The organism is Streptomyces sp. NPDC048258, assembly GCF_043201995.1.
Classification (GTDB): Bacteria; Actinomycetota; Actinomycetes; order Streptomycetales; family Streptomycetaceae; genus Streptomyces.
This window is the reverse complement of record NZ_JBICZH010000002.1, coordinates 131,168-154,075: the sequence shown is the minus strand read 5'-3', so window position 1 is coordinate 154,075 and position 22,908 is coordinate 131,168. Positions and strand designations below refer to the sequence as shown.

The 22,908-nt window shown below is 73.7% G+C and carries 16 protein-coding genes; 5 read left to right on the top strand and 11 right to left on the bottom strand.

Features of this window, described 5'->3' with window-relative positions; translation table 11 throughout:
* Positions 1-31 precede the first annotated feature (31 nt).
* Complete coding sequence (locus ACGFYQ_RS04875) at positions 32-631, bottom strand: M48 family metallopeptidase (RefSeq protein WP_393740891.1); 600 nt, start codon at positions 629-631, stop codon at positions 32-34.
* A 164-nt stretch (positions 632-795) separates the two neighbouring features.
* Here ACGFYQ_RS04875 and ACGFYQ_RS04870 point away from each other — a divergent pair, with 164 nt between their 5' ends.
* Positions 796-1,938, top strand: coding sequence for a ThiF family adenylyltransferase (locus ACGFYQ_RS04870; protein ID WP_393740022.1), 1,143 nt, complete (start codon positions 796-798; stop codon positions 1,936-1,938).
* Between the two features lie 74 nt (positions 1,939-2,012).
* Entirely contained in the window at positions 2,013-3,341 is a 1,329-nt protein-coding gene (locus ACGFYQ_RS04865) for an ABC1 kinase family protein (protein WP_393740020.1), read from the top strand.
* A 27-nt stretch (positions 3,342-3,368) separates the two neighbouring features.
* On the opposite strand, the gene ACGFYQ_RS04860 is transcribed toward ACGFYQ_RS04865, so the two are convergent.
* The 5 genes from ACGFYQ_RS04860 to ACGFYQ_RS04840 form a co-directional block, all read right to left on the bottom strand.
* Positions 3,369-3,575 carry a hypothetical protein gene (locus tag ACGFYQ_RS04860; RefSeq protein ID WP_328927529.1) on the bottom strand — a complete coding sequence of 69 codons (207 nt, stop codon included), beginning with the start codon at positions 3,573-3,575 and terminating at the stop codon, positions 3,369-3,371.
* A gap of 117 nt (positions 3,576-3,692) precedes the next feature.
* On the bottom strand, positions 3,693-4,022 hold the full coding sequence (locus tag ACGFYQ_RS04855) for a hypothetical protein (protein WP_393740017.1): 330 nt from the start codon (positions 4,020-4,022) through the stop codon (positions 3,693-3,695).
* A complete protein-coding gene (locus tag ACGFYQ_RS04850) occupies positions 4,019-4,390 on the bottom strand; it encodes a WhiB family transcriptional regulator (RefSeq protein WP_328927527.1) in 372 nt (123 codons plus the stop codon). Before ACGFYQ_RS04850 ends, ACGFYQ_RS04855 begins: the two co-directional genes overlap by 4 nt.
* A gap of 178 nt (positions 4,391-4,568) precedes the next feature.
* Positions 4,569-4,910 (bottom strand): hypothetical protein, encoded by a 342-nt coding sequence (locus ACGFYQ_RS04845; protein ID WP_393740015.1) that lies wholly within the window; start codon positions 4,908-4,910, stop codon positions 4,569-4,571.
* Between the two features lie 166 nt (positions 4,911-5,076).
* Positions 5,077-7,248 (bottom strand): ATP-dependent DNA helicase UvrD2, encoded by a 2,172-nt coding sequence (locus ACGFYQ_RS04840; RefSeq protein WP_393740013.1) that lies wholly within the window; start codon positions 7,246-7,248, stop codon positions 5,077-5,079.
* Positions 7,249-7,419: 171 nt separating this feature from the next.
* On the opposite strand from ACGFYQ_RS04840, the gene ACGFYQ_RS04835 reads away from it, so the two are divergent.
* Positions 7,420-7,680 (top strand): mycoredoxin, encoded by a 261-nt coding sequence (locus tag ACGFYQ_RS04835; RefSeq protein ID WP_030772737.1) that lies wholly within the window; start codon positions 7,420-7,422, stop codon positions 7,678-7,680.
* Positions 7,681-7,767: 87 nt separating this feature from the next.
* On the opposite strand, the gene nudC is transcribed toward ACGFYQ_RS04835, so the two are convergent.
* The 5 genes from nudC to ACGFYQ_RS04810 all read right to left on the bottom strand — a co-directional run bounded on the left by nudC (position 7,768) and on the right by ACGFYQ_RS04810 (position 18,090).
* Positions 7,768-8,715: an NAD(+) diphosphatase gene (gene nudC / locus ACGFYQ_RS04830; protein ID WP_393740010.1), complete on the bottom strand. Its 948-nt coding sequence runs from the start codon at positions 8,713-8,715 to the stop codon at positions 7,768-7,770.
* A 90-nt stretch (positions 8,716-8,805) separates the two neighbouring features.
* On the bottom strand, positions 8,806-10,212 hold the full coding sequence (locus tag ACGFYQ_RS04825; protein WP_393740008.1) for a dipeptidase: 1,407 nt from the start codon (positions 10,210-10,212) through the stop codon (positions 8,806-8,808).
* 9 nt (positions 10,213-10,221) lie between these two features.
* Positions 10,222-13,896 (bottom strand): UvrD-helicase domain-containing protein, encoded by a 3,675-nt coding sequence (locus ACGFYQ_RS04820; protein WP_393740006.1) that lies wholly within the window; start codon positions 13,894-13,896, stop codon positions 10,222-10,224.
* A 57-nt stretch (positions 13,897-13,953) separates the two neighbouring features.
* Complete coding sequence (locus ACGFYQ_RS04815; protein WP_393740004.1) at positions 13,954-17,532, bottom strand: ATP-dependent helicase; 3,579 nt, start codon at positions 17,530-17,532, stop codon at positions 13,954-13,956.
* Positions 17,533-17,730: 198 nt separating this feature from the next.
* Complete coding sequence (locus ACGFYQ_RS04810) at positions 17,731-18,090, bottom strand: MGMT family protein (protein ID WP_393740002.1); 360 nt, start codon at positions 18,088-18,090, stop codon at positions 17,731-17,733.
* A gap of 119 nt (positions 18,091-18,209) precedes the next feature.
* Between ACGFYQ_RS04810 and ACGFYQ_RS04805 the strand changes: the two genes are divergently transcribed.
* Positions 18,210-21,041 carry a flippase-like domain-containing protein gene (locus tag ACGFYQ_RS04805; RefSeq protein ID WP_393740000.1) on the top strand — a complete coding sequence of 944 codons (2,832 nt, stop codon included), beginning with the start codon at positions 18,210-18,212 and terminating at the stop codon, positions 21,039-21,041.
* 200 nt (positions 21,042-21,241) lie between these two features.
* A complete protein-coding gene (locus ACGFYQ_RS04800; RefSeq protein ID WP_393739998.1) occupies positions 21,242-22,843 on the top strand; it encodes an alpha/beta hydrolase in 1,602 nt (533 codons plus the stop codon).
* Positions 22,844-22,908 lie beyond the last annotated feature (65 nt).

Below are 22,908 nucleotides of genomic sequence, written 5' to 3'. Positions count from 1 at the left end.
CACCGTGCGTGACAGTCCGGTGGGAGCCGGGCTATTCGTCGCGGGCGGCGGGGACCTTCGGGAGGCGCTCGGCGGCGACGATTCCCTCCAGATATCCGCGGGCGCGCTCGGTCCGGGGGTACGCCTCCAGCAGCTCCCAGAAGCGGGGACCGTGGCCGGGCACGAGCAGGTGGGCCAGTTCGTGCAGGAGTACGTAGTCGACGACGTACTCCGGCATCCCCTGGAGGCGGTGGGAGAGCCGGATGCTGCCTTCGGCCGGGGTGCAGGAACCCCAGCGGGTGTTCTGGTTGGTGACCCAGCGGACCGATCGGGGGCGGGCGCGGCTGCTGAAGTACTGCTCGGACAAACGCTCGGCACGCTCGGTCAGTTCCGCGTCGCCGAGGGTGCGCTTGCTCTCCTGCGCGGCCAGCTTGTCGAGCATGACGCCCACCCAGCGCTGCTCCTCGGCCTCGGACATCCGGGCAGGGATGAGGACGACCGTACGGTCACCCTCGCGATAGGCGGATACGGTCCTGCGGCGGCGCGCGCTCCGGCGGACTTCGACGGCGCGCTGCGGTGGGTCGGCGGACACGCCACGACGGTACCCGGTAGCCGTGGCGGAAGTCCCGCCCGTCCGGGGGTCGAACACGATCGATTCACAGCCGCTATCCGGAACACCCCATTTCTCCATCTCATATGCCTAATACGCCTCGCCTGTGGACAAATTCCTGCACGGAATGCGGCGGACGGGCAGTGTTGCGGGAGAGCGGAAATGAGGCGGCGCGGTTGCGCACGTGAAATCGAGGGGGGACGGCCGTGTATCCGAAGGTGAAGCCGGCACTGGCGCGGGCTTGGCGGGATCTGCAGACGGTTCAGTTCGGGGTGACGCCCGCCCACGCGGTGGTGCTCGGTCCCGTCGACACGGCGACGGGCGCGCTCATCGACCGGATCGACGGGACGCGGCGGATGGAGTTGTTGCGGGCCGAGGCCTCGGGGATGGGGCTGCCGGACGGCCAGGCCGACGAACTGGTCCGGCGGCTGGCGGGGGCCGGGCTGCTCGACGACGCCACGGCGGGCGGTCCGCGCGCGCAGGCCGTGCGCAAGCGGCCGGAGACCTTGGAGCGGCTGGCGCCCGACCTGGGCTCCCTCTCCCTGGTCCGCCGGGAGCCGGGCGGGGACTTGCGGGGGATCGCCGCACGCCGGGCGATACGGGTCCAGGTGCGCGGGAGCGGCCGGGTGGGGGCGTTGATCGCCTCGGTCCTGTCCGGAGCCGGCGTGGGCGGGGTCGAGGTGCTCGACGGTGGCCGGGTGGAGCTGGGGGACGTGGCACCGGGCGGGCTCGGGCCCGGGAGCGTGGGCAGGCTGCGGGCCGAGGCCGCGGGCAGGCTGGTGCGCGAGTCGGCTCCGGGCCGCGCGCCGCGGGCCGGGGAGAGCGAGGGCCCGGAGCCCGGGCTCGCCCTGGTGGTGGTCGCGCCCCGAGACGGACTGCAGGCCTGGGCCCCCGATCCGGACACCGCGGCCGGCTGGGTGGCGACGGGCATTCCGCACCTGTACGCGGGGGTGTTGGAGGGCACCGGGATGGTGGGGCCCCTGGTGCTGCCGGGTGCGACGGCGTGCGCGGGGTGCATGGAGCGCGAGCGCGTGGACCTGGATCCGGCCTGGCCGAGGATGCTGGTGCAGTGGCGGTCGGCCCACCGCCGCCGGGCGGGCGCCGCCTGTGATCTGGGCCTGTCCACGGCGGTGGCCGGCCTGGCCGCGGCGCACGCGCTGTCCTTCCTCGACGGCGAACTGCCCGCTTCCACCGCCTCCCGCTGGGAGGCCGCTCTCCCGGCCCTGCACTGGCAGCGCGACCCGGTCGGTCCGCACCCCGACTGCCCCTGCGGCGCGAGTGCCGGTCGTCCAGCTCTGCTCCAGCGAGCAGGAGGAGGATCGGGCGGGGATCCCCCGGAGGGGCCATGACAGGATGCGTGGAGTCGGAGGGGTCTTCCCGAACCGCCGCTTGCGGCGCAGCTGTCTGGGAAATGGAGGGGCGCATGTCTGATCTTCCCCGGAAGGCAGTCACCCGTACCGTCAAGCTGGCCGCGCTGCCGCTCGGCATAGCGGGTCGGGCAACCTGGGGTCTGGGCAAGCGGATCGGCGGCAAGTCGGCGGAGATAGTGGCGCGCGAGCTCCAGCAGCGCACCGCCGAGCAGCTGTTCCGGACGCTCGGGGAACTGAAGGGCGGTGCCATGAAGTTCGGGCAGGCCCTGTCGGTCTTCGAGTCGGCCCTGCCCGAGGAGGTCGCGGGCCCCTACCGGGCGGCGCTGACCAAGCTTCAGGAGGCGGCCCCGCCGCTGCCCGCGGCCACGGTGCACCAGGTGCTGGCGGACCGGCTGGGCGCGGACTGGCGGGACCTGTTCGAGGAGTTCGAGGACAAGCCGGCCGCGGCGGCCTCGATCGGGCAGGTGCACCGGGCGGTGTGGCACGACGGCCGGCAGGTGGCGGTCAAGGTCCAGTACCCGGGGGCCGGCGAGGCGCTGCTGTCGGACCTGAAGCAGCTGGGCCGGTTCGCTGGTCTGCTGGGCCCGCTGGTACCGGGCATGGACATCAAGCCGCTGATCAAGGAGTTGCGCGACCGGGTCTCGGAGGAGCTCGACTACGAGCTGGAGGCCGAGGCGCAGCGGACGCACGCGGACGCGTTCGAGGGCGACCCGGACGTCGTCGTCCCGGACGTCGTGCACCAGGGCGACCAGGTGCTGGTGACCGAGTGGATGGAGGGGACTCCGCTGTCGGAGGTGATAGCCGACGGCACTCAGGAGGAGCGCGACCGCGCCGGGCAGTTGCTGGCCCGGTTCCTCTTCTCCGGTCCCGCGCGCACCGGGCTGCTGCACGCGGATCCGCACCCGGGCAACTTCCGGCTGATATCGGGGCCGGAGGGCCGCATGCGGCTGGGCGTCCTGGACTTCGGCACGGTCGACCGGCTGCCCGGCGGCTGGCCCAAGCCCATCGGCAGGTCCCTGCGGATGACGCTGGACGGTGATGCCGAGGGGGTCTACGGGCACCTGTGTGCCGAGGGGTTCGTGAAGGAGTCCATCGAACTGGACCCCGACGCGGTACTGGACTACCTGAAGCCGATCATCGAGCCCGCGGAGGCCGAGGAGTTCACCTTCACGCGGGCGTGGCTGCGCGGCCAGGCGGCGCGGATCGCCGATCCGCGGTCTCCCGCACACCAGTTGGGACGGCAGATCAACCTGCCGCCCTCGTACCTGCTGATCCACCGGGTCACGCTGAGCACCATCGGGGTGCTGTGCCAGCTGGGCTCGACGGTGCGGCTGCGGGACGAACTGGACTCCTGGCTGCCGGGGTTCCCGTCCGCGGAGTGACGTAGGGGCGGGCGGGCCGGCTCCGGGTCACCACCAGGAGGAGTCGAGCCTGCCCTCGATCGCACGGATGTTGGCCCGGGCGCAGTCGTGGCAGAAGTAGTGCCTGCTGCCGTTTTCCATGGAGCAGGTCCAGGTGATCGGGGCGCCGTCCGGAGACCGGGCACCGCAGCGCGCGCAGACGACGGGCTGGGCCTCGGATCCCGGCTTGGCGGGGTGGGGGGTCGGCTGGTCCACCTCCAGACGATATCCCCGTACGGGGTGGACGCCCTGCGCAACGCACCGGGGGGACCGGTCCGTTCGGACCGGTCCCCCCGGGAGGCTCTGTCTCTGCTCTTCGGAGCTTCAGGGCTCTTAGTGCATGACGGCCATGGCCAGTGCGCGCCGGGCGCGCAGCGAGACGCGCTCGGCTCGCCGCTGCATGCGGCGGGCGGCGACCAGGCGCAGGGCGTGACGCTCGGCGTCCACCTCACGCATGCGGTCGTCCATATGGGCACGGGCCAGGGCTTCTGGGATGAGTTGCATTTCGCGGGTCCTGTTCTGACGCGAGGTGATCGCGCCGGCGGTGATGAAGTCTGCGGTGGCGGAGCCGTGCGGCTGCTCGCTCGTGGAGTGGGCGGTCATGAGGGCCTGCTTCAGGGGGTCGTGCGTGAGGGGGCGGTCGATGGTTCCGTGGGCGGTCATGCCGCGACAACCGGGTTCTTGCGCGGACGGCCACGCGGCCGCTTGCGGGCGACGACGACACCCTGGACGAAGAGCTCGCCACCCCAGACACCCCAGGGCTCGCGGCGCTCGGTCGCCCCGGCGAGGCAGGCCTCGACCAGCGGGCAGGTGCGGCAGAGGGACTTGGCGTACTCGACGTCCGCCGGGGACTCGGCGAAGAAGACCTCGGGGTCGAAGGTGCGGCACGGAACGGGTACGCCGAGGTTCTCGATGGCGTCGTCGAGCGCGGTCAGCGCGGTGAGCGGGGTCAAGGTGTGGTCCTCCGGGACTGCGGGCGGGGAGATCGTTTGGGTCTGCGGTACGGACGGGGCGTGCGCTTCGAGTTGCACGGTGGTTTCTTCCTCGTCTTGGTCGGCTAGTCGTTCCGGCCGGTCGGCCGGGTTCGGCTGGGCTGCGTTTCAGTCCCGAGGCCCCTTCGCTGCGTCGCCCCCGTTCGGGGACAAACAGAAGGGCCGCGGATCCCGGGTGGGGTTCCGCGGCCCTGAAGGCGCCGGCCTGATCATGCGATCAGACTGGATCACTCCAGGGTTCGAGCCCACGGAAGGCCCACATCAGGTGGTGCTGCTGCTTCGTCGTCTGCTTGGTCTGGCGCTTAAATCCGGCACTGGCGGCACCGGCTGCGGCGGCGAAGCCATAGGCGCCATGCGCCTGAGCTTCTGCTGCCAGTACTGCCACCGGTGCCTGGGTCGGTCGCTCATTGCGCTCGCGGACCGGACGGGTCGCCAGCAGGGCGGGGCTGTCAGCGGAAATCGCGGACACACCGGTACCCAGGAGGGAGACGGAACCGAGCAGGCAGGAAGCGTCGACCGAGCGATCGGTCATTTTGGTGAAGGTCATGAAGCTGGTCACTGGTCTCGCCTCCTCTCGGCGTCTCGGGGACGGGGCCGGGGGCCTGTCCCATGCGTATTCGGATAAGTACAGCACGGATCCAGGGCTTCGGAGAAGCCACCGTTTCCGTTGCTAAGAACCTATGGGGATTCGCTGGGCATGTGCAAACTATTTTTCCGACGAGTTTCTACGCGTCGTCAGAATCCTCGGACCCGGGCTCCTGACCAGCGCAGATGGCCAGGACGTCGGCTCCGTACCGCTCGAGCTTGCGTCCACCCACGCCGGAGATCATCGAGAGCTCGCCCTCCTCGGACGGCGCGGCCTCCGCGATCGCCATCAGCGTCTTGTCCGTGAAGACGCAGTAGGGGGGCAGGCCCTGCTCCTTCGACTGGGCCCGGCGCCACTCCCGCAGCCGCTCGTAGAGCCCTTCGTCCATGTCGGACGGGCAGTCCTCGCAGCGCATCAGTTTCAGCTCGCCGGCGTCGGTCAGGGTCTTGCCGCAGACCCGGCAGAGCACCGGTCCGCGGCGCCCGCGCTTGCGGGCCGCGCGCTCGGCCGCGCCGCCCGGCCCCGTTCCCGGGGCCGCGGAGCCCGGCCGCAGGCCGTTCAGGAAGCGGCTGGGGCGACGGGAGGCCCGGCCGCCCGGGGCCCGGGAGAGCGCCCAGGAGAGGTTCAGGTGCAACCGCGCCCGGGTGACGCCGACATAGAGCAGCCGGCGCTCCTCCTCGACCTGCTCGTCGGTCTTGGCATAGGTGATCGGCATCATGCCGTCGGTGAGGCCGACGAGGAACACGGCGTCCCACTCCAGGCCCTTGGCCGCGTGCAGCGAGGCCAGGGTGACGCCCTGCACGGTCGGGGCGTGCTGGGCGGCCTTGCGCTCGTCGAGCTCGATGGTGAGGTCCGCCAGGGTGACTCCGGGCCGGGTCCGGGCGAAGTCCTCGGCGAGCCGGACCAGGGCGGCCAGCGATTCCCACTGGTCGCGCACCGCGCCGGAGCCGGCGGGCGGCTCGCTGGTCCAGCCGGTGGAGCTGAGCACGGCGCGGACCTGGGAGCCGAGCTCGACGACGTCGTCGAGCAGCGGGTCGTTCCCGCCGGACCGGGCGGCTCCGCGCAGCGCGAGGATCGCCTTCTGGACCTCGTTCCGCTCGAAGAAGCGCTCGGCTCCGCGCAGCTGGTACGGGACCCCGGCGTCGGCGAGGGCCTGCTCGTACACCTCGGACTGGGCGTTGATGCGGTACAGGACGGCGATCTCTCCGGCCGGTACGCCCGCCGCGATCAGGTCCCGGATCCGCGCGGCGACGCCCTCGGCCTCGGCGGGCTCGTCCGAATACTCGGCGTAGACCGGGTCGGGGCCGGTCTCGCGCTGCGAGATCAGCTCCAGGCGGTGCTCGGCGGCCCGGCCCTTCGCCTGGTTCAGGAGGCCGTTGGCGAGGTGGACCACCTGGGGGGTGGAGCGGTAGTCGCGGACCAGCTTGACCACGGTGGCCTGCGGGTAGCGGGTGCGGAAGTTCAGCAGGTGGTCGGGGGTGGCGCCGGTGAAGGAGTAGATCGTCTGGCTGGCGTCGCCGACGACGCAGAGGCTGTCGCGCTCGCCGAGCCAGAGGTCGAGCAGCCGCTGCTGGAGGGGGCTGACGTCCTGGTACTCGTCCACGACGAAGTGCTGGTACTGGGCGCGGATCTGTTCGGCGATGTCGTGGCGGTCCTGGAGGATGCCGACGGTCAGGAGCAGCACGTCCTCGAAGTCGATCATGCCGCGGTCGCGCTTGAGCTGCTCGTACGTCCCGTAGATCTGGGCGATCTCCGCCAGGTCCCGGGGGGCTTCGCGGCCCGACTTGACGGCGGCCGCCGGATAGTCGGCGGGCACGGTCTGGGTGACCTTGGCCCACTCGATCTCACCGGTGACATCGCGCAGCTCATTGCGGTCGAGGCGGATGCGGCAGCGCGCGCCGGCCTCGGCGACGAACTGGATCTTGCGCTCCAGGAGTCGGGGGACGTCCCCGCCGACCGCCTTGGGCCAGAAGTACTGGAGCTGGCGCAGGGCGGCCGAGTGGAAGGTGCGGGCCTGGACCCCGCCCGCGCCGAGGCCGCGCAGGCGGCCGCGCATCTCTCCGGCGGCGCGGTTGGTGAAGGTGACGGCGAGCACACTGGCCGGCATGAGCTGGCCGGACTGGACCCCGTAGGCGATGCGGTGGGTGATGGCACGCGTCTTGCCGGTGCCGGCGCCCGCCAGTACGCACACCGGCCCGCGCAGGGTCGTCGCGACCTCGCGCTGCTCCGGGTCCAGGCCCAGGAGCACCGCGTCGGCCGAGTCGGCGGCCTCGGCGGCGGAGAAGGATGGGGAGTGCGTTGCTGCTGTCACCCCGCCATGCTGCCAGGTCCGGAGGGGCGGGCGGGAAAGTTGTCCACAGGTCGCCCATATCCGTAGTACTTGTCACACCGGTACGGGTCACACCGGCCGCCCGGGAATGGCGGCGCGGTGGCGTACGTTCGAGTACTCGGACCACCGAGACCCCACGAAGGAGCGCGCAGCATGCAGGACACGGGCACCGTCACGATGTACAGCACCACCTGGTGCGGCTACTGCCGCCGGCTGAAGACCCAGCTGGACCGGGAAGGCATCGCGTACAACGAGATCAACATCGAGCTCGACCCGGAGTCCGCGGCGTTCGTGGAGAAGGCGAACGGCGGCAACCAGACGGTTCCCACCGTGCTCGTGAAGTCCGCCGCCGGCAACGAGTCCGTCATGACGAACCCGAGCCTGGCCCAGGTCAAGCAGGCCCTCGCCGTCTGACCCCCGCGCACCCGGAAAGGCCCCCGCCCCGGCGGGGGCCTTCTGCGTCTCCGGGGCGCCCGCGCGCGCCCGCCCGCCCGCGGGCCGTCAGACGGTCGGGGGCTTCGGGAGGGGCTGGCCGTACCAGAGCTCGACCAGGCGGGCGGCGATGGAGATGCCGCCCGCCGGGGGCTGCACCGCGCCCGCCTCGATCGCCGCGCGCAGGTCCTCGCGGGAGAACCAGCGGGCCTCCTCGATCTCCTCGCCGTCCACCGTGATCTCGGAGCTGGTGGCGCGGGCCGTGAAGCCCAGCATCAGGCTGTACGGGAACGGCCACGGCTGGCTGGCCACGTACTCGACCTCGCCGACCTTGACGCCCGCCTCCTCCCACACCTCGCGGACGACGGACTGCTCGATCGACTCGCCCGGCTCCACGAACCCGGCGAGGGTGGAGAAGCGGCCCTCCGGCCAGTGCACCTGGCGGCCCAGCAGCGCGCGGTCCTGGTCGTCCGTGACCAGCATGATCACGGCCGGGTCGGTGCGCGGGTAGTGCTCGGCGCCGCAGCCCGGGCACCGGCGGATGTGTCCGGCGGCCGCGACCACGGTGCGCTCGCCGCAGCGGGAGCAGAAGCGGTGCATCCGCTGCCAGTTCTCCAGCGCCACCGCGTGCACCATCAGCCCGGCGTCGCGCGGGTTCAGCAGCAGTCCGGCCTCGCGCAGGCCGGCCGCGCGGGCCGACTGGTCCATGCGGCCGGGCAGCGCGTCCTTCTGGAGCGCGAAGTACCGTACGCCGTCCTCGTCGGTCCCCAGGAAGTAGCGGTGGGTCTCGGTGACCGGGGCCTCGAAGGCCGGGGTCATCACGATGCCGGTGCCCCCGTCGGGGGTGTCGTCGATCAGGACCTGGCCGCCGGAGACGACGAACACGCGGGTCGTCGGGTGGCTCCAGGCGGCGGCGAGCCAGGCCTCGTCGAGGCGGTGGTGCGCGGCGCGGTCGACCCCGCTGGGCGCGGTGAGCGAGATAGGGCGCTCGGTATGGATGCTCACAGGTACTTCCAACTCCCCCGGTGGTGGGACAGGCAGGCTCAGTGACTCAGGTGGCGTGCGGGTCGGGCGTGCGGGTCGGGCGTCGGCGTCGGGCGTCGGGCGTCAGGCAGGTGTGCGGTGGGACGCGGCCAGGTCGCCCCAGAGGTAGGCGGTCGTCTCGACGCCCTTGAGGAGCAGGTCCAGCTCGACCTTCTCGTTCGGCGAGTGCCAGCCGTCGGACGGGACGGAGATGCCGAGGAAGAGGACGGGCGCGCGCAGGACGTCCTGGAGGTCCGCCGCGGGCCCGGAACCGCCCTCGCGGGTGAAGCGGATCTTCTGGCCGAAGGCGCGGCCCATGGCCCGTACGACCGACTGCAGCGCCGGGTGGTCCAGCGGGGTCAGGCACGGGCGGGTCGGGGCGCCGAAGGTGATGGAGTGGCGGATTCCGGCCGGGACGCGGGCCGCGACCCACTCCGTGACGGCCACCTCGACCTCGTACGGGTCCTGTCCGGACACCAGGCGGAACGACAGCTTCAGGTGGGCGGAGGCGGGCACGATGGTCTTGCCGCCGGGGCCCTGGTAGCCGCCGCCGATGCCGTTGACCTCGGCCGTCGGGCGGGCCCAGACGCGCTCCAGGGTGGAGTACCCGGCCTCGCCTGAGGCCGCGTGGGACTTGGCCGTACGGAGCCACTCGGCCTCGTCGAAGGGCAGCTCGGCGATGAGCGCGCGCTCGGCCTCGGTGAGCTCGGCGATGCCGTCGTAGAAGCCGGGGATCGTCACCCGCCCGTCCTCGTCGTGCAGGGCGGCGACCACGCGGGCGGCGACGGTGGCCGGGTTGGGCACGGCCCCGCCGAAGGCGCCGGAGTGGATGTCCTGGTCCGGGCCCTGGAAGTCGATCTCGCAGTCGGCGACGCCGCGCATGCCGGTGCAGACGGTGGGGGTGGTCTCGGACCACATGCCGGTGTCGGAGACGATCACGACGTCGGCGGCGAGCTCGGCGGCGCGGGCCTCGACGAGGGCGCGGAAGTTCGGGGAGCCGGACTCCTCCTCGCCCTCGACGATGAGCTTGAGGTTCACGGCGGGGGCGGCGGCTCCGGTGGCCGCCAGGTGCGCGCGTACGCCCAGGGTGTGGAAGAACACCTGGCCCTTGTCGTCGGCGGCGCCGCGCCCGTACATCCGGCCGTCGCGGATCACCGGCTCGAAGGGGTCGGTGTGCCAGCCGTCGGCGAGGGCGGCGGGCTGCACGTCGTGGTGCCCGTAGACGAGGACGGTGGGCGCGGCCGGGTCCTCGCTCGGCCAGTGCGCGAAGACGGCCGGGGCGCCGGGGGTCTCCCAGACCTCGGCGACCGGGAAGCCGGTCTCCTTGAGCTTCGCCGCGAGCCATTCGGCGCTGCGGCGTACGTCGCCCGCGTGCTCGGGCTGCGCCGACACGGAGGGGATGCGCAGCCACTCGGCGAGGTCGTCGAGGAAGGCGGCGCGGTGGGTGTCGATGTACGTGCGGACGACGCTGTCCGGCTGGCTGTCGCTCATGCCCCGAGCCTAGCCGTCCACCTGAGGGTCACCGTCGGTGCCCGTTTTGCCTTGGAGGATCCGCTCAAGGCGGGCCCGGTCGGGCAGGTCGCGGGGGCGGATCACCCGGCCGCTGCGGACGTGCAGGAAGGCGGCGGTGACCCGGCTGAGGGGCGTGCCCGTGGCTTCCGCCCAGGCCAGGCGGTAGACGGCGAGCTGGAGGGGGTCGGCCTCCGTGGTGCGGCCGGTCTTCCAGTCGACGATCTCGTACGAGTCGCCGTCCTCGTCGGTGGTGGTCTTGTACACGGCGTCGATCCGGCCGCGGATCACGCGGCCGGCGAGGGTCAGCTGGACCGGGGCCTCCATGCGGTGGGGCGGCCGGTCGGCGTACGGACTGCGCTCGAAGGCGGCCTTGAGGGAGGCGAGGTCGGCCTCGTCGGCTACCTCCTGGTCGGAGCCGGGCAGCTCGGTAACGGGGTCGAGGACGTCGAGGAGCGGGAGCGGGAGCTCGTCGAAGCGGGACTCGACCCAGGCGTGGAAGCGCGTGCCCTGGCGCGCCGCGGGCTGCGGGGGTTTGGGCATGGGGCGGGCGAGGTCGCGGACGAAGCCCTGCTCGTCGGCGGCGAGCCGGAGCAGCTGGCTGGCGGAGAGCGCGGCGGGCAGCTCGACGTCGCGGACGGCTGCGCGGGCACGCCGGAGCTCGCCCTCCAGGGCATCGAGATCCCGGTCCCAGGAGGCCACGGCCCGCGCCTCCTCGGGCACCAGCCCGTCGCCGTCGCCCCACGCCTCCGTTCCGGCGGCGGCGCCGTCGCCGGCCCGGGCCGCGGGGACCCAGGAGGCGGCCTCCGGCCAGAGGTCGTCGTCGTGGGGGTCGGTGGGGGGCGCGCCTTCGGCTGCGCTGTGCGGTCCGGCGGGCGGCAGGGCCGCCGCAGGGGCAGGGGCCGCGTCTGCGGTCCTCCGCGCGGAGGAGGCGCCGAGCCCGGATGCGGGCACGGCTGCGGCCGGGGCCTCGGCCGCCCGGTCCGGGGCGTCCGGCCAGGGGGCGTCGTCCGGCCAAGGGGCGTCGTCCGGCCAGGGTTCGTCCTCGTAGGACGGGTCCTCGCAGTCCGGGGGCCAGAGGTAGGACTCGTCCTCGTCGCGGGCGGGCTCCGACCGCGCGGGGACGTCCCGGTCCGGGTCGGCCGGGGCGTCGTCCGGCGGACGGGTCGCCAGGTAGGACTCGACCAGGGCCGCCGCGGTACGGCGCAGGGCGAGGGAGGCCGGGTCCAGCGGGAGCGGCCAGGAGTGGTCCGGGGTGGAGTCCGCCGACAGGGCCGGGTTCTCCGCGTCCGCCTCCGGTTCCTCCGCCCAGGCCTCGATCTCGCCGAAGCCGGCCGCGCAGTGCTCGTACAGGGCGGACAGGAACGAGGACGGGCCGCGCCGCTTCTTCTGGGTCGGGCCCCACCAGTGGCCCGAGGCGAGCAGGAGCGAGCGCGGGCGGGTGAAGGTCACGTAGCCCAGGCGGAGCTCCTCCACCGACTTGTGGTCCTTCAGCGCGGTCTTGAACGACTTCAGGCCGGCCGAGGTCCAGGCGGGGTCCGCCGGCAGGGTGGGGGCGTCGCCGCGCAGGGCGTACGGGAGCACCTTCGCGTACGAGGTCCAGGCCTCCGGCGCCTTCTCCTTCGGGAAGGACCCCGTGCACAGGTCCGGGACGACGACCACGTCCCACTCCAGGCCCTTGGACTTGTGGGCGGTCAGGACCTTGACCGTGTTCTCCCCGCCGGGCAGGGCGTGGTCCAGCCCCTTCTCGTACTGGGCGGCCGTGCGCAGGAAGGCCAGGAAGGCCAGGAGGGTCGCCTCGCCGTCCAGCGCGGCGAAGCCCGCGGCGACGTCCATGAAGTTCGACAGCGTCTCGCGGCGGCGGGCCGCCAGCGCGTGCGGCGACGCGGACAGCTCCACTTCCAGGCCGGTCGCGGACAGGACGCGGTGCAGTACGTCCATCAGCGGGTCGGCCAGGGAGCGGCGCAGGTCGCGCAGCTCCTGGGCGAGGTGCGCGAAGCGGATCCGGGCCTCCGCCGAGAAGGGGAGGTCGTCGGGGGCCTGTCCGGCGCCGTCGAGGAAGGTCTCCAGGGCGTCGGCCAGCGACACGATCTCCGCCGGGTCCACGCCTTCCACGGCTGCCGCGAGCCGTCCGTCCGGGTCCGCCTCGGACGGGGCCCGGCCCACCAGCAGCCGGGCACGGCGCCCCAGCAGGGCGAGGTCGCGCGCGCCGATCCGCCAGCGCGGGCCGATGAGCAGCCGGACGAGGGAGGCGTTGGCTCCCGGGTCCTGGAGGACCTCGCAGACGGCGACGAGGTCCGCGACCTCCGGCAGGTGCAGGAGCCCGGAGAGGCCCACGACCTCCACCGGCACGTCCCGCGCCACCAGGACGGCCTGGATCCGCGCGAAGTCCCCGGCGGAGCGGCACAGTACGGCGATCTCGCGCGGCTCCGTCCCGGTGCGGACCAGGTGCGCGACGGAGTCCGCGAGCCAGTCGAGCTCCTGGGCGTGGGTCTCCAGCAGGGCGCAGCGGACCTGGCCGGCATGCTCGGCTCCCGGCGCCGGGCGCAGCGCCTCCACCCCCTCGTGCAGGGCGCGCAGCGGGGCGGCGAGCCCGTTGGCCAGGTCGAGCAGGCGGCCGCCGCTGCGCCGGTTCTCGCTGAGCGAGAGGCGGGTGGCGGGCGTCCCGTCGGCGTGCGGGAAGTGCTCGGGGAAGTCGTCGAGGTTGGCGACGGAGGCGCCGCGCCAGCCGTAGATGGCCTGGCACGGGTCGCCGACGGCGGTCACGGCGTGGCCGCTGCCCGCGCCGAAGAGGCCGGACAGCAGCAGCCGCTGCGCGACGGAGGTGTCCTGGTACTCGTCGAGCAGGACCACCCGGAACTCCTCGCGCAGCAGGGCCCCCACCTCGGGCCGGGTGGTGGCGAGCTGCGCGGAGAGGGCTATCTGGTCGCTGAAGTCGAAGAGGTCGCGGGAGCGTTTGGCGACGCGGTAGCGGCTGACGAGTTCCAGCAGTTCGAGGCGGCCGCGCACGGCTTCCGGGACCTTGCGCAGGTCCTCGTTGGTCAGCTTGGCGTCGGCCAGCTCGCCGAGCAGCCCGGTGTCGTGGGCGCGCAGCCGCTCCGGTTCGACCAGGTGCTCGGAGAGCTCCGCGTCGAGCGCGAGCAGGTCGCTGACCAGGTCGGGGAGGGACTTGGTGAGCGAGGGGTAGGGGCCGGGGGCCTCGCGCAGCACCTTGGCGGCGAGCTGGAAGCGGGTGGCGTCGGCGAGGAGGCGGGAGCTGGGCTCCAGGCCGATGCGCAGGCCGTGGTCCTTCAGGAGCTGGCCGGCGAAGGAGTGGTACGTGGAGATGCGCGGCTCGCCGCCGGCCGCGTCGGCCTCGGCCGGCGAAGGGTCCGGGTCGGTGATGCCGGCCCGCGCGAGGGCCTTGCGCACGCGCTCGGAGAGCTCCCCGGCGGCCTTGTTGGTGAAGGTCAGGCCGAGGACCTGTTCGGGCGCGACCGCGCCCGTACCCACCAGCCAGACCACGCGGGCGGCCATGACGGTGGTCTTGCCGGAGCCGGCGCCGGCGACGATGACCTGCGGGGCGGGCGGGGCGGTGACGCAGGCGAGCTGTTCGGGCGTGAACGGGATCCCGAGGAGCTCTTTGAGCTGCTCGGGGTCGGTGAGGAGGGGCGCACGCGCGGACACGTAAAGAGGCTAGCCGCCCCCGCCGACACTCCCGGACGCGTTCCGGCGTCGCCCGGGTCACTCGACGGTCTGGCGGCCTTCGGGGCGGGCGCTGCACGAGCTGCGGAAGGAGCAGTGGTCGCAGTGCTTGCCGACGGCGGGCGCGAAGCGTTCGTCCAGGACGCGGCCGGCGGCGGTGGCGAGCAGGTCGCCGACCCACTCGCCGGAGGAGCCGCCCGACAGGGGCTCCTGGGCCTGGATCTTCGGGACCGCGTCGCCGCCCTCCTTCTTGGGCGCCGGCTGGCGGAGCTGGACGAGCTCGGCGCCACCGGGTGCGGGGCGCAGGCCGTCGAAGACCTCGTCGACGGCGCCTTCGCGCACCGCGAGCTGGTAGACGGCGAGCTGGGGGTGGCGGTCGACCTCGGCCTTGGTGGGCGACGACTTGCCGGTCTTGAAGTCGACGACGTACGCGCGCCCCTGCGGGTCCGATTCGACCCGGTCCATGGAGCCGCGGATCCGGACGGCGTACTCGCCCGCGTCGAGCGTGACGTCGAACTCGTGCTCGGTGGCCACGGCGGCCCTGCCTCCGCGGTCGGTGGTGTGCCAGCGCAGGAAGCGTTCCAGGGCGGCGCGGGCGTTCTCCTTCTCCTGGGCCGATTTCCAGGGCGCGTCGAAGGCGAGGGCGTCCCAGACGGAGTCGAGGCGTTCCATCAGGACGGCCAGGTCGGCGGGGGTGCGGCCGGAGGCGACCTCGTCGGCGAGGACGTGGACGACGTTGCCGAAGCCCTGGGCGGCGGTGGAGGGGGCGTCGGCCTTGACCTCGCGGCCGAGGAACCACTGGAGGGAGCAGGTGTTGGCGAGCTGGTCCAGGGCGCTGCCGGAGAGGGCGACGGGCCGGTCCCGGTCGCGCAGCGGGACGCTGCTGCGGGTGGGTTCGTACAGGCCCCACCAGCGCTGCGGGTGCGCGGCGGGGACCAGCGGGCGGTCCTCGTCGTCGGTGAGCGCGGCGAGGCGGGCGAGGCGGCGGGCGGCCGCGTCGCGCAGGGCGGGCGAGGCGTCCGGGTCGACGGTGGTGGCGCGCAGTTCGGCGACGAGGGCCGGGACGGCGAGGGGGCGGCGGGGGCGGCCGGTGACGTCGCGCGGGGGCACGCCGAGTTCGGTGAGGAAGCGGGACGGCTGGTCGCCGTCGTCGGCGGGGGCCTTGACGGCGGTGACGACGAGGCGGTCGCGGGCGCGGGTGGCGGCGACGTAGAAGAGCCGCCGTTCCTCGGCCAGGAGCGCGCCGGGGGTGAGGGGCTCGGCGAGGCCGTCGCGGCCGATGCGGTCGGCCTCCAGGAGGGAGCCGCGGCGGCGGAGGTCGGGCCACAGGCCCTCCTGGACGCCGGCGACGACGACGAGGGACCACTCCAGGCCCTTGGAGCGGTGGGCGGTCATGAGGCGGACCGCGTCGGGGCGGGTGGCGCGCGTCGTCAACGTGTCGGCGGCGATGTCCTCCGCCTCCAGTTGTTCGAGGAAGTTGAGGGCGCCGCGGCCACCGGTGCGTTCCTCGGCGCGGGCGGCGGTGTCGAAGAGGGCGCAGACGGCGTCGAGGTCGCGGTCGGCGTTGCGGCCGGCGGTGCCGCCGCGGCGGGCGGAGCGCTCCAGGCGCTGGGGCCAGGGGGTGCCGTCCCAGAGGGTCCACAGGGCCTCTTCGGCGGTGCCGCCGCCCTGGAGCAGTTCGCGGGCCTTGCGCAGGAGCAGGCCGAGGCGCTGCGCGCCGCGGGCGTAGGCGGGGTCGTGGGCGGTGAGCCGTTCCGGCTCGGCGAGGGCGCGGGCGAGCAGCACGTCGGAAGGTGCGGGCACCTTGACGCCGGCGGCGCGCTCCTCGTCGCGCAGGGCGCGGCCGAGGCGGCGCAGGTCGGCGGCGTCCATCCCGCCGAGCGGGGAGGCGAGCAGCTCGAGGGCGGCCTCGACGCCGATCCACCCGGCGTCGGACTCGTCGTGCCCGGGGGCTGCCTCGAACGCGCGAGCAGGCTCGCCCACGTCACCGCCCACGTCGGCCCGGTCACCCACCCCGGCGCCCGCGGCACCGTCGGCCGACGGCTCGGGCGCCGCCGTGCCGGCCGGGTCGGCGATGACCGGGGTCGGCGGGTCCGCCGGGGCGGCGGCAGCCGCGGCCGGCGGGTCCGCCGGGGCGGCGGAGGCCGCGGTCGGCAGGTCCGCCGGATCGGCGGCAGCCGCGGCCGGCAGGTCCACCGGGGCGGACGCGGAGTCGGCGGGGGAAGGGGTGGGGAGGCCGGCGGCGGAGGTGGCTGTGGTGCGGAGGGCCGTGAGGAGGGGGGAGACGGCCGGTTCGTGGCGGATCGGGGTGTCCGCGCCGTCCGTTTCGACCGGGACGCCCGCCGTGATCAGGGCGCGGCGCATCGCCGGGAGGGTGCGGCCGCCCGCGCGAACCAGGACGGCCATGTCCTGCCAGGGCACGCCGTCCTCCAGGTGGGCCCGGCGCAGGATGTCGGCGATGTTGTCGAGCTCGGCCCCGGCCGTGGGGTACGTGTACACCTCCACCCCGCCGCCGTCCCGCACCGGTTCGAGATTCCGGTGGGCGCGGACCGCCGCGGCCGGGAGGCGGGGAACCGGCATGCGGGTCGTCAGGAGGCGGGTGGCGGCCAGCAGGGCCGCGCCCGAGCGGCGGCCCACCGTCAGGGCCTTGACCGCCGCGCCGGGGAAGGAGGACTCGAAGTCCAGGATGTTGTTGATGTCGGCGCCGCGGAAGGCGTAGATCGACTGGTCCGGGTCACCGAAGGCGACCAGCGTGCCGCCGGTGCCGGAGGCACCACCCGGGCCGCCGGGCCCGGGGGGAGTCAGCGCCCGCAGCAGCCGCAGCTGCGAGGCGTCCGTGTCCTGGTACTCGTCCACGTAGATCACGTCGTAGGCGGAGGCGAGGGACGGGGTGCGTTCCGCCAGGAGGACGGCACGGTGGAGGAGTTCCGCGTAGTCCAGGGTGCCCTGCATGTCCAGGACGTCCAGGTACTCGGAGAGGAAGGCCGCGGCCGCCTTCCAGTCCGGGCGGCCGATCCGCCCGGCGAAATCGGAGAGTGCCCCGGGGCCCAGGCCCAGTTCGCGGGCGCGGGCCAGGACGGCGCGGACCTCGTCCGCGAACCCTCGCGTGGTCAGCGCGGCCCGCAGGTCGTCCGGCCAGCGGATGGAGCGGATCCGGCGCTGGCCCTCCAGGAGGGTACGGACCATCACGTCCTGCTCCGGGCCGGACAGCAGCCGCAGCGGATCGGCGAAGAGGTCGGTGTCCTGGTGGGCGCGGACGAGGCCGTAGCAGAAGGAGTGGAAGGTGGTCGCCTGCGGAGCCCGCGCGCCGCCGAGCCGCAGGGCGGCCCGGTCGCGCAGTTCCACGGCCGCCTTGCGGCTGAAGGTGAGGATGAGGATGCGGCCGGGGTCCGTACCCGCTTCGACCCGCGCGGCCACCGCCTCGACCAGCGTGGTCGTCTTCCCGGTGCCCGGTCCGGCGAGGACCAGCAGTGGTCCGGTGGTGTGGTCAACCACCGCGCGCTGCGCTGCGTCCAGGACAGGGGGATCCACCCGTTCCGGCCCGGTGCGCACGAGGCGGTACGCGTCAGGGGTCCGCGTACGCCGCCGTTCGGTGCGGTCGGAGGAAGAGGTGATCACGTGAGCTGCCGGTCCTGGTGGGTCTGCGGGTGTTGCTGGGGTTTCGGTGGGTCCGGGTACCGCCGCGACGGCTTCGGCCCGAGCCGAAGAGGCAACGCTACGGCAACCGGCCGACGCGGCGCAGTTCCTCTCCGTCCCTCGGACGGGCCTTCGCACGGGCGCTCGACCGCCCACGCGGGCCGCGCATGGCCGAAGCTGTCAGATGTGAGCCTCGTCGCGGTCCCCGTCAGCGTCACCGTCCCCGTCGGCTCCGTCCCAGCGCGCCCGGCGCATGTCCAGCCGCGGCTCGCCGCCCGCCGTCAGGCGCAGCGGCGTGGCCTCGGCCCGGTAGTGCTCCAGGGCGCGCAGCTCGCTGCCGGGCAGCGGTACGCCGTCCGCCCGCACCACCCGCCACCAGGGCACGGCGCCTCCGTACAGGGCCATGACGCGCCCGACTTGGCGCGGCCCGCCCTCGTCGAGCCACTCGGCCACGTCCCCGTACGTCATCACCCGGCCGGGCGGAATACGCTCGGCCAGCTCCAGCACGCGCTCCGCGTACGCGGGCAGCTCCTCGCTCATTCGGCCCATGGTGCAGCACGTCGGCCCTCCGGCGGCGGAAGACGAGGTTCCGCACCGGCGCGCACCCTGATGCCCCGCTCGACCGTCGGTCCGTGCCACCATCTTCCGGGCGGTGACTGGTGATACGTGATCAAGAAGAGACGGATGTGACGACGAAGGAGCAGGGTGTGAGCCCTCCGGACGGCGCGGCGGCGGACGACGACGCGCGCCCAGACGACGGCGCCGCCCCACGCCCGCAAGCCCGCCCGCAAGCCCGCCCGGAACCCCGGCCGGAAGCCATCCCGGAACGCCGAAGCCCCGACGTCGCGAGCGGCGGTGCCGGCAGCGGCGCCGACAACGGCTCCGGCAACGGCGACGGCCCCGAAGGCCCCCACGGACACGCCCCCACGGCCGCCGACCGGGTCGAGGTCGACGAACCGCTGCTCGCCGCCCGCGTGCACCGCCCGTCCGACCTCGTACGCCTCCTCGTCGGCCTCCTCGGCATCGCCGTCGTCCTCGCCATCGCCGCCTTCGCCCACGGCACCACCGTCGGCCTGGAGGAGGACATCAACAAGGGCACCGGCCAGGCGCCTGACCTGCTGGTCAAGGTCGCCGCGCTGGTGTCGAGCATCGCCGTGCTCCTGCTGCCGGTCGCGTTCGCCATCGAGCGGCTGATCAAGCGCGACGGGCTGCGCATCGCCGACGGCGTGCTCGCCGCCGTCCTCGCGCACGGGGTCACCCTCGCCACCGACCTGTGGGTGTCCCAGGCCGCCCCCGACACCATCCAGGAAGCCCTCACCCGGTCCGCCGGCGCCGACGGGGCGCTCACCGATCCGGTGCACGGCTACCTCGCGCCCGTGATCGCGTACATGACGGCCGTCGGGATGACCCGGCGGCCGCACTGGCGCGTCGCGCTGTGGGTGGTCCTGCTGCTCGACGCGTTCACGATGCTGGTCAGCGGCTACACCACCCCCTTCTCGATCATCCTGACCGTGCTGATCGGCTGGAGCGTCGCGTACGGGACCCTCTACGCCGTCGGCTCGCCCAACGTGCGCCCCACCGGGCAGAACCTGCTGGCCGGACTGCGCCGGGTCGGCTTCCAGCCGGTCAGCGCGATGCGCGCGGAGGGGCCCGACGGCCCCGAGGCCTCCGAGGTGAGCGACCGGGGCCGGCGCTACCACGTCACCCTGGAGGACGGCCCGCCGCTCGACGTCACCGTCGTGGACCGGGAGCAGCAGGCCCAGGGATTCTTCTACCGGGTCTGGCGCCGGCTCACGCTGCGCGGCATCACCACCCGGCGCAGCCTCCAGTCGCTGCGCCAGGCGCTGGAGCAGGAGGCGCTCCTCGCGTACGCCGCCATCGCGGCCGGGGCGAACGCGCCGAAGCTGATCGCCACCTCCGAGCTCGGACCGGACGCCGTGATGCTCGTGTACGAGCACCTGGGCGGCCGGACCCTGGACTCCCTCTCCGACGAGGAGATCACCGACGAGCTGTGCCGCAACGCGTGGGAGCAGGTACGGGCCCTGCAGTCGCGGCGGATCGCGCACCGGCGGCTGACCGGGGACGCCCTGGTGGTGGATCGTTCCGGCAACGTCATCCTCACCGACCTGCGGGGCGGCGAGATCGCCGCGGGCGACCTGGTGCTCCGGATGGACATCGCGCAGCTGCTGACCACGCTCGGCCTGCGGGTCGGCGCGGAGCGGGCGGTGTCCTCGGCGGTGTCGGTGCTCGGCCCGGACGCGGTGGCGGACTGCCTGCCGCTGCTCCAGCCGATCGCGCTGAGCCGCTCGACGCGGGCGACGCTGCGCAAGCTGGCCCGGGAGCGGGCGGACCGCCAGCGGGAGGCCGTACTGGAGTCCTCGCGGGCGGCGAAGGCGGCGCGCGAGGCGGACGCCGCGGCCAGCCCCGCCGCCGACCGCAAGGCGGAGAAGAAGGCACTGGACGACGCGCTCGAAGGGGCGCGGGAGGAGGATCTGCTGAGCCAGATCCGCCAGCAGGTGCTGCTGATCCGCCCGCAGGCGCCGGTGGAGCCGGCCCGGCTGGAGCGGATCCGGCCGCGCACGCTGGTGTCGTTCATCGCGGGCGCGTTCGGCGCGTACTTCCTGCTGACGCAGCTCGCGCACGTGGACTTCGCGACCATCGTCGGCGAGGCGCAGTGGGGCTGGGTCGGGGCGGCGCTGGCCTTCTCGGCGCTGAGCTACTTCGCGGCCGCGATGAGCCTGCTCGGCTTCGTGCCCGAGCGGGTGCCGTTCCTGCGGACCGTGCTCGCGCAGGTGGCCGGGTCGTTCGTGAAGCTGGTGGCTCCGGCGGCGGTGGGCGGTGTCGCGCTGAACACGCGGTTCCTCCAGCGCGCGGGGATCCGGCCGGGGCTCGCGGTCGCGAGCGTGGGCGCCTCGCAGCTGTTCGGACTGGCCAGCCACATCCTGCTGCTGCTGTCCTTCGGCTACCTGACCGGGACCGAGAAGACCCCGGAGATGACCCCGTCCCGGACCGTCATCGCCGGTCTGCTGACGGTGGCGGTGCTGGTGCTGGTGGTGACGGCGGTCCCGTTCATGCGGAAGTTCGTGGCGACGCGGGTACGGGCGCTGTTCGCGGGCGTGGTGCCGCGGATGCTGGACGTGCTGCAGCGGCCGCAGAAGCTGATGACGGGCATCGGCGGGATGCTGCTGCTGACGGGCTGCTTCGTGATGTGCCTGGACGCGTCGATCCGCGCGTTCGGGGGCGGCCAGGCCATCAGCTACGCGAGCATCGCGGTGGTGTTCCTGGCGGGCAACGCGCTGGGGTCGGCGGCGCCGACGCCGGGCGGCATCGGCGCGGTGGAGACCACGCTGACGCTGGGCCTGATCGCGGCGGGGCTGGAGAAGGAGGTCGCCATCTCGGCGGTGCTGCTGTTCCGGCTCATGACGTTCTGGCTGCCGGTGCTGCCGGGGTGGATCTCGTTCAACTTCTTGACCCGCAAGGAAGCCATCTAGCCTCCGGCCCGGTGGACGGGGGCTGCGGGGCTCGGCTGCCCCGCTGCCCGGTGGGGCGCTGCCCCGTACCCCCTACGGCGCTCCGCGCCCGCGCCTCAAACGCCGGCGGGGCTGAGTTTGGCTCCGGCCGGGGCGGAGCAGGGACCCCCGGATGGGTCAGCGCGGGGGCGGGGCACACAGGGGAACCGCAGGATGGAGGCATGCCGAGAAACGTCCTGCGGGTCACCGCCACCGCCGCGCTCGCCGCCGCGCTGCTCACCACCAGCGCCTGCTCCGACGACGGAGACGGCGACGGGAATCAGCCGAAGGCCGACGGCACCAAGGGCGCGCGGCCCCTCAAGTGGGGGGAGTGCCCGGCTCCCACCCCCCTGGAGGGCGGCGGCCAGGCCCCGCCCAAGGACTGGCAGTGCGCCACCCTCGACGTCCCCCTCGACTACGCGAAGCCCGAGGGCGAGACCATCCCGATCGCCCTGATCCGCGCGAAGGCCCGCGACAAGGACAAGCGCATCGGATCGCTCGTCTTCAACTTCGGCGGCCCCGGCGGCTCCGGCATCACCACCCTCCCCGGCGCCGCCAAGGAGTACGAGGCCCTGCGCGCCCGGTACGACCTGGTCAGCTTCGACCCGCGCGGGGTGGGCCGCAGCGTCCCCGTCCGCTGCGAGGACGACAAGCAGCTGGACGCGTACTACGCCCAGGACTCCTCCCCCGACACCCCGCAGGAGGAGAAGGCCTACGTCGACAACATCCGGACGTACCAGCAGGCCTGCCGGAAGAACTCCGCGAAGGTCCTCCCCTACGTCGGCACCTCCAACACCGCCCGCGACATGGACCGCATCCGCCAGGCCCTCGGCGACGACAAGCTGCACTACTTCGGGATCTCCTACGGAACCGAACTCGGCGGGGTCTACGCCCACCTGTTCCCGAAGAACGTCGGCCGGGCGGTCTTCGACGCCGTGGTGGACCCGACCAAGACCTCCGAGGAGGGGGCGCTGGGCCAGGCGAAGGGCTTCCAGCTCGCCCTCGGCAACTTCGCCCAGGACTGCGTGGACCGGGGCGACGAATGCCGGCTCCCGGGCAGCACCGCCAAGGAGATCGAGGAGGGCGTCATCAAGCTCCAGAAGGAGCTGGCCGCGAAGCCCATCGCGGGCATCGGCGACCGGCAGCTCACCGAGAGCGCCGCGACCAACGGCATCGCGCAGGCCCTGTACTCGCCGGAGCTGTGGCCGCTGCTGGAGCAGGGGCTCGACGAGGCGGACGGCGGGCAGGGGCAGTTGCTGCTCGCGCTCTCCGACACGCTCAACGGGCGTGACCAGCAAGGGCATTACAGCAACATCGGTGCGGCGAACACCGCGATCAACTGCGCCGACTCCAAGGACCGTTACTCGCTGGAGCAGACCAAGGCGAAGCTGCCGGCGTTCCGTTCGGCCTCGCCCGTCTTCGGGGACTTCCTCGGCTGGGCGATGATGGCCTGCACCGACTGGCCCGTCGCGGGTGCCTGGGAGACCCCGGACGTCTCCGCCCCGGGAGCCGCCCCGATCCTGGTGATCGGCAACACCGGCGACCCGGCCACCCCGTACGAGGGCGCCCGCAAGATGGTCGAGCGGCTCGGACCCGGCGTCGGCGTGGAGCTCACCTACAAGGGCGAGGGGCACGGCGCCTACAACAGCGGCGACATGTGCGTGCAGGACGCGGTGAACGCGTACCTGCTGGAGGGGAAGACCCCCGCGGCCGGCGCCGTCTGCACGGCGGGCGCGGCCCCGACCGGGACCCCGGCCGAGACTCCGGCCGGTGCCCCCGTCTGACCCGCCGGCCGACGAGCCGTGTGCCCGGACGTGCCGAAGGGGCCGCACCCCCGACCTCGCGGGTG

Excerpts from the sequence above, each read along its gene's own strand:
- ACGFYQ_RS04865 (WP_393740020.1), top strand. The coding sequence starts at position 2,013 with ATGTCTGATCTTCCCCGGAAGGCAGTCACCCGTACCGTCAAGCTGGCC.
- ACGFYQ_RS04855 (WP_393740017.1), bottom strand. The coding sequence starts at position 4,022 with ATGACCGCCCACGGAACCATCGACCGCCCCCTCACGCACGACCCCCTG.
- ACGFYQ_RS04835 (WP_030772737.1), top strand. The coding sequence starts at position 7,420 with ATGCAGGACACGGGCACCGTCACGATGTACAGCACCACCTGGTGCGGC.
- ACGFYQ_RS04825 (WP_393740008.1), bottom strand. The coding sequence starts at position 10,212 with ATGAGCGACAGCCAGCCGGACAGCGTCGTCCGCACGTACATCGACACC.
- ACGFYQ_RS04810 (WP_393740002.1), bottom strand. The coding sequence starts at position 18,090 with ATGAGCGAGGAGCTGCCCGCGTACGCGGAGCGCGTGCTGGAGCTGGCC.
- ACGFYQ_RS04800 (WP_393739998.1), top strand. The coding sequence starts at position 21,242 with ATGCCGAGAAACGTCCTGCGGGTCACCGCCACCGCCGCGCTCGCCGCC.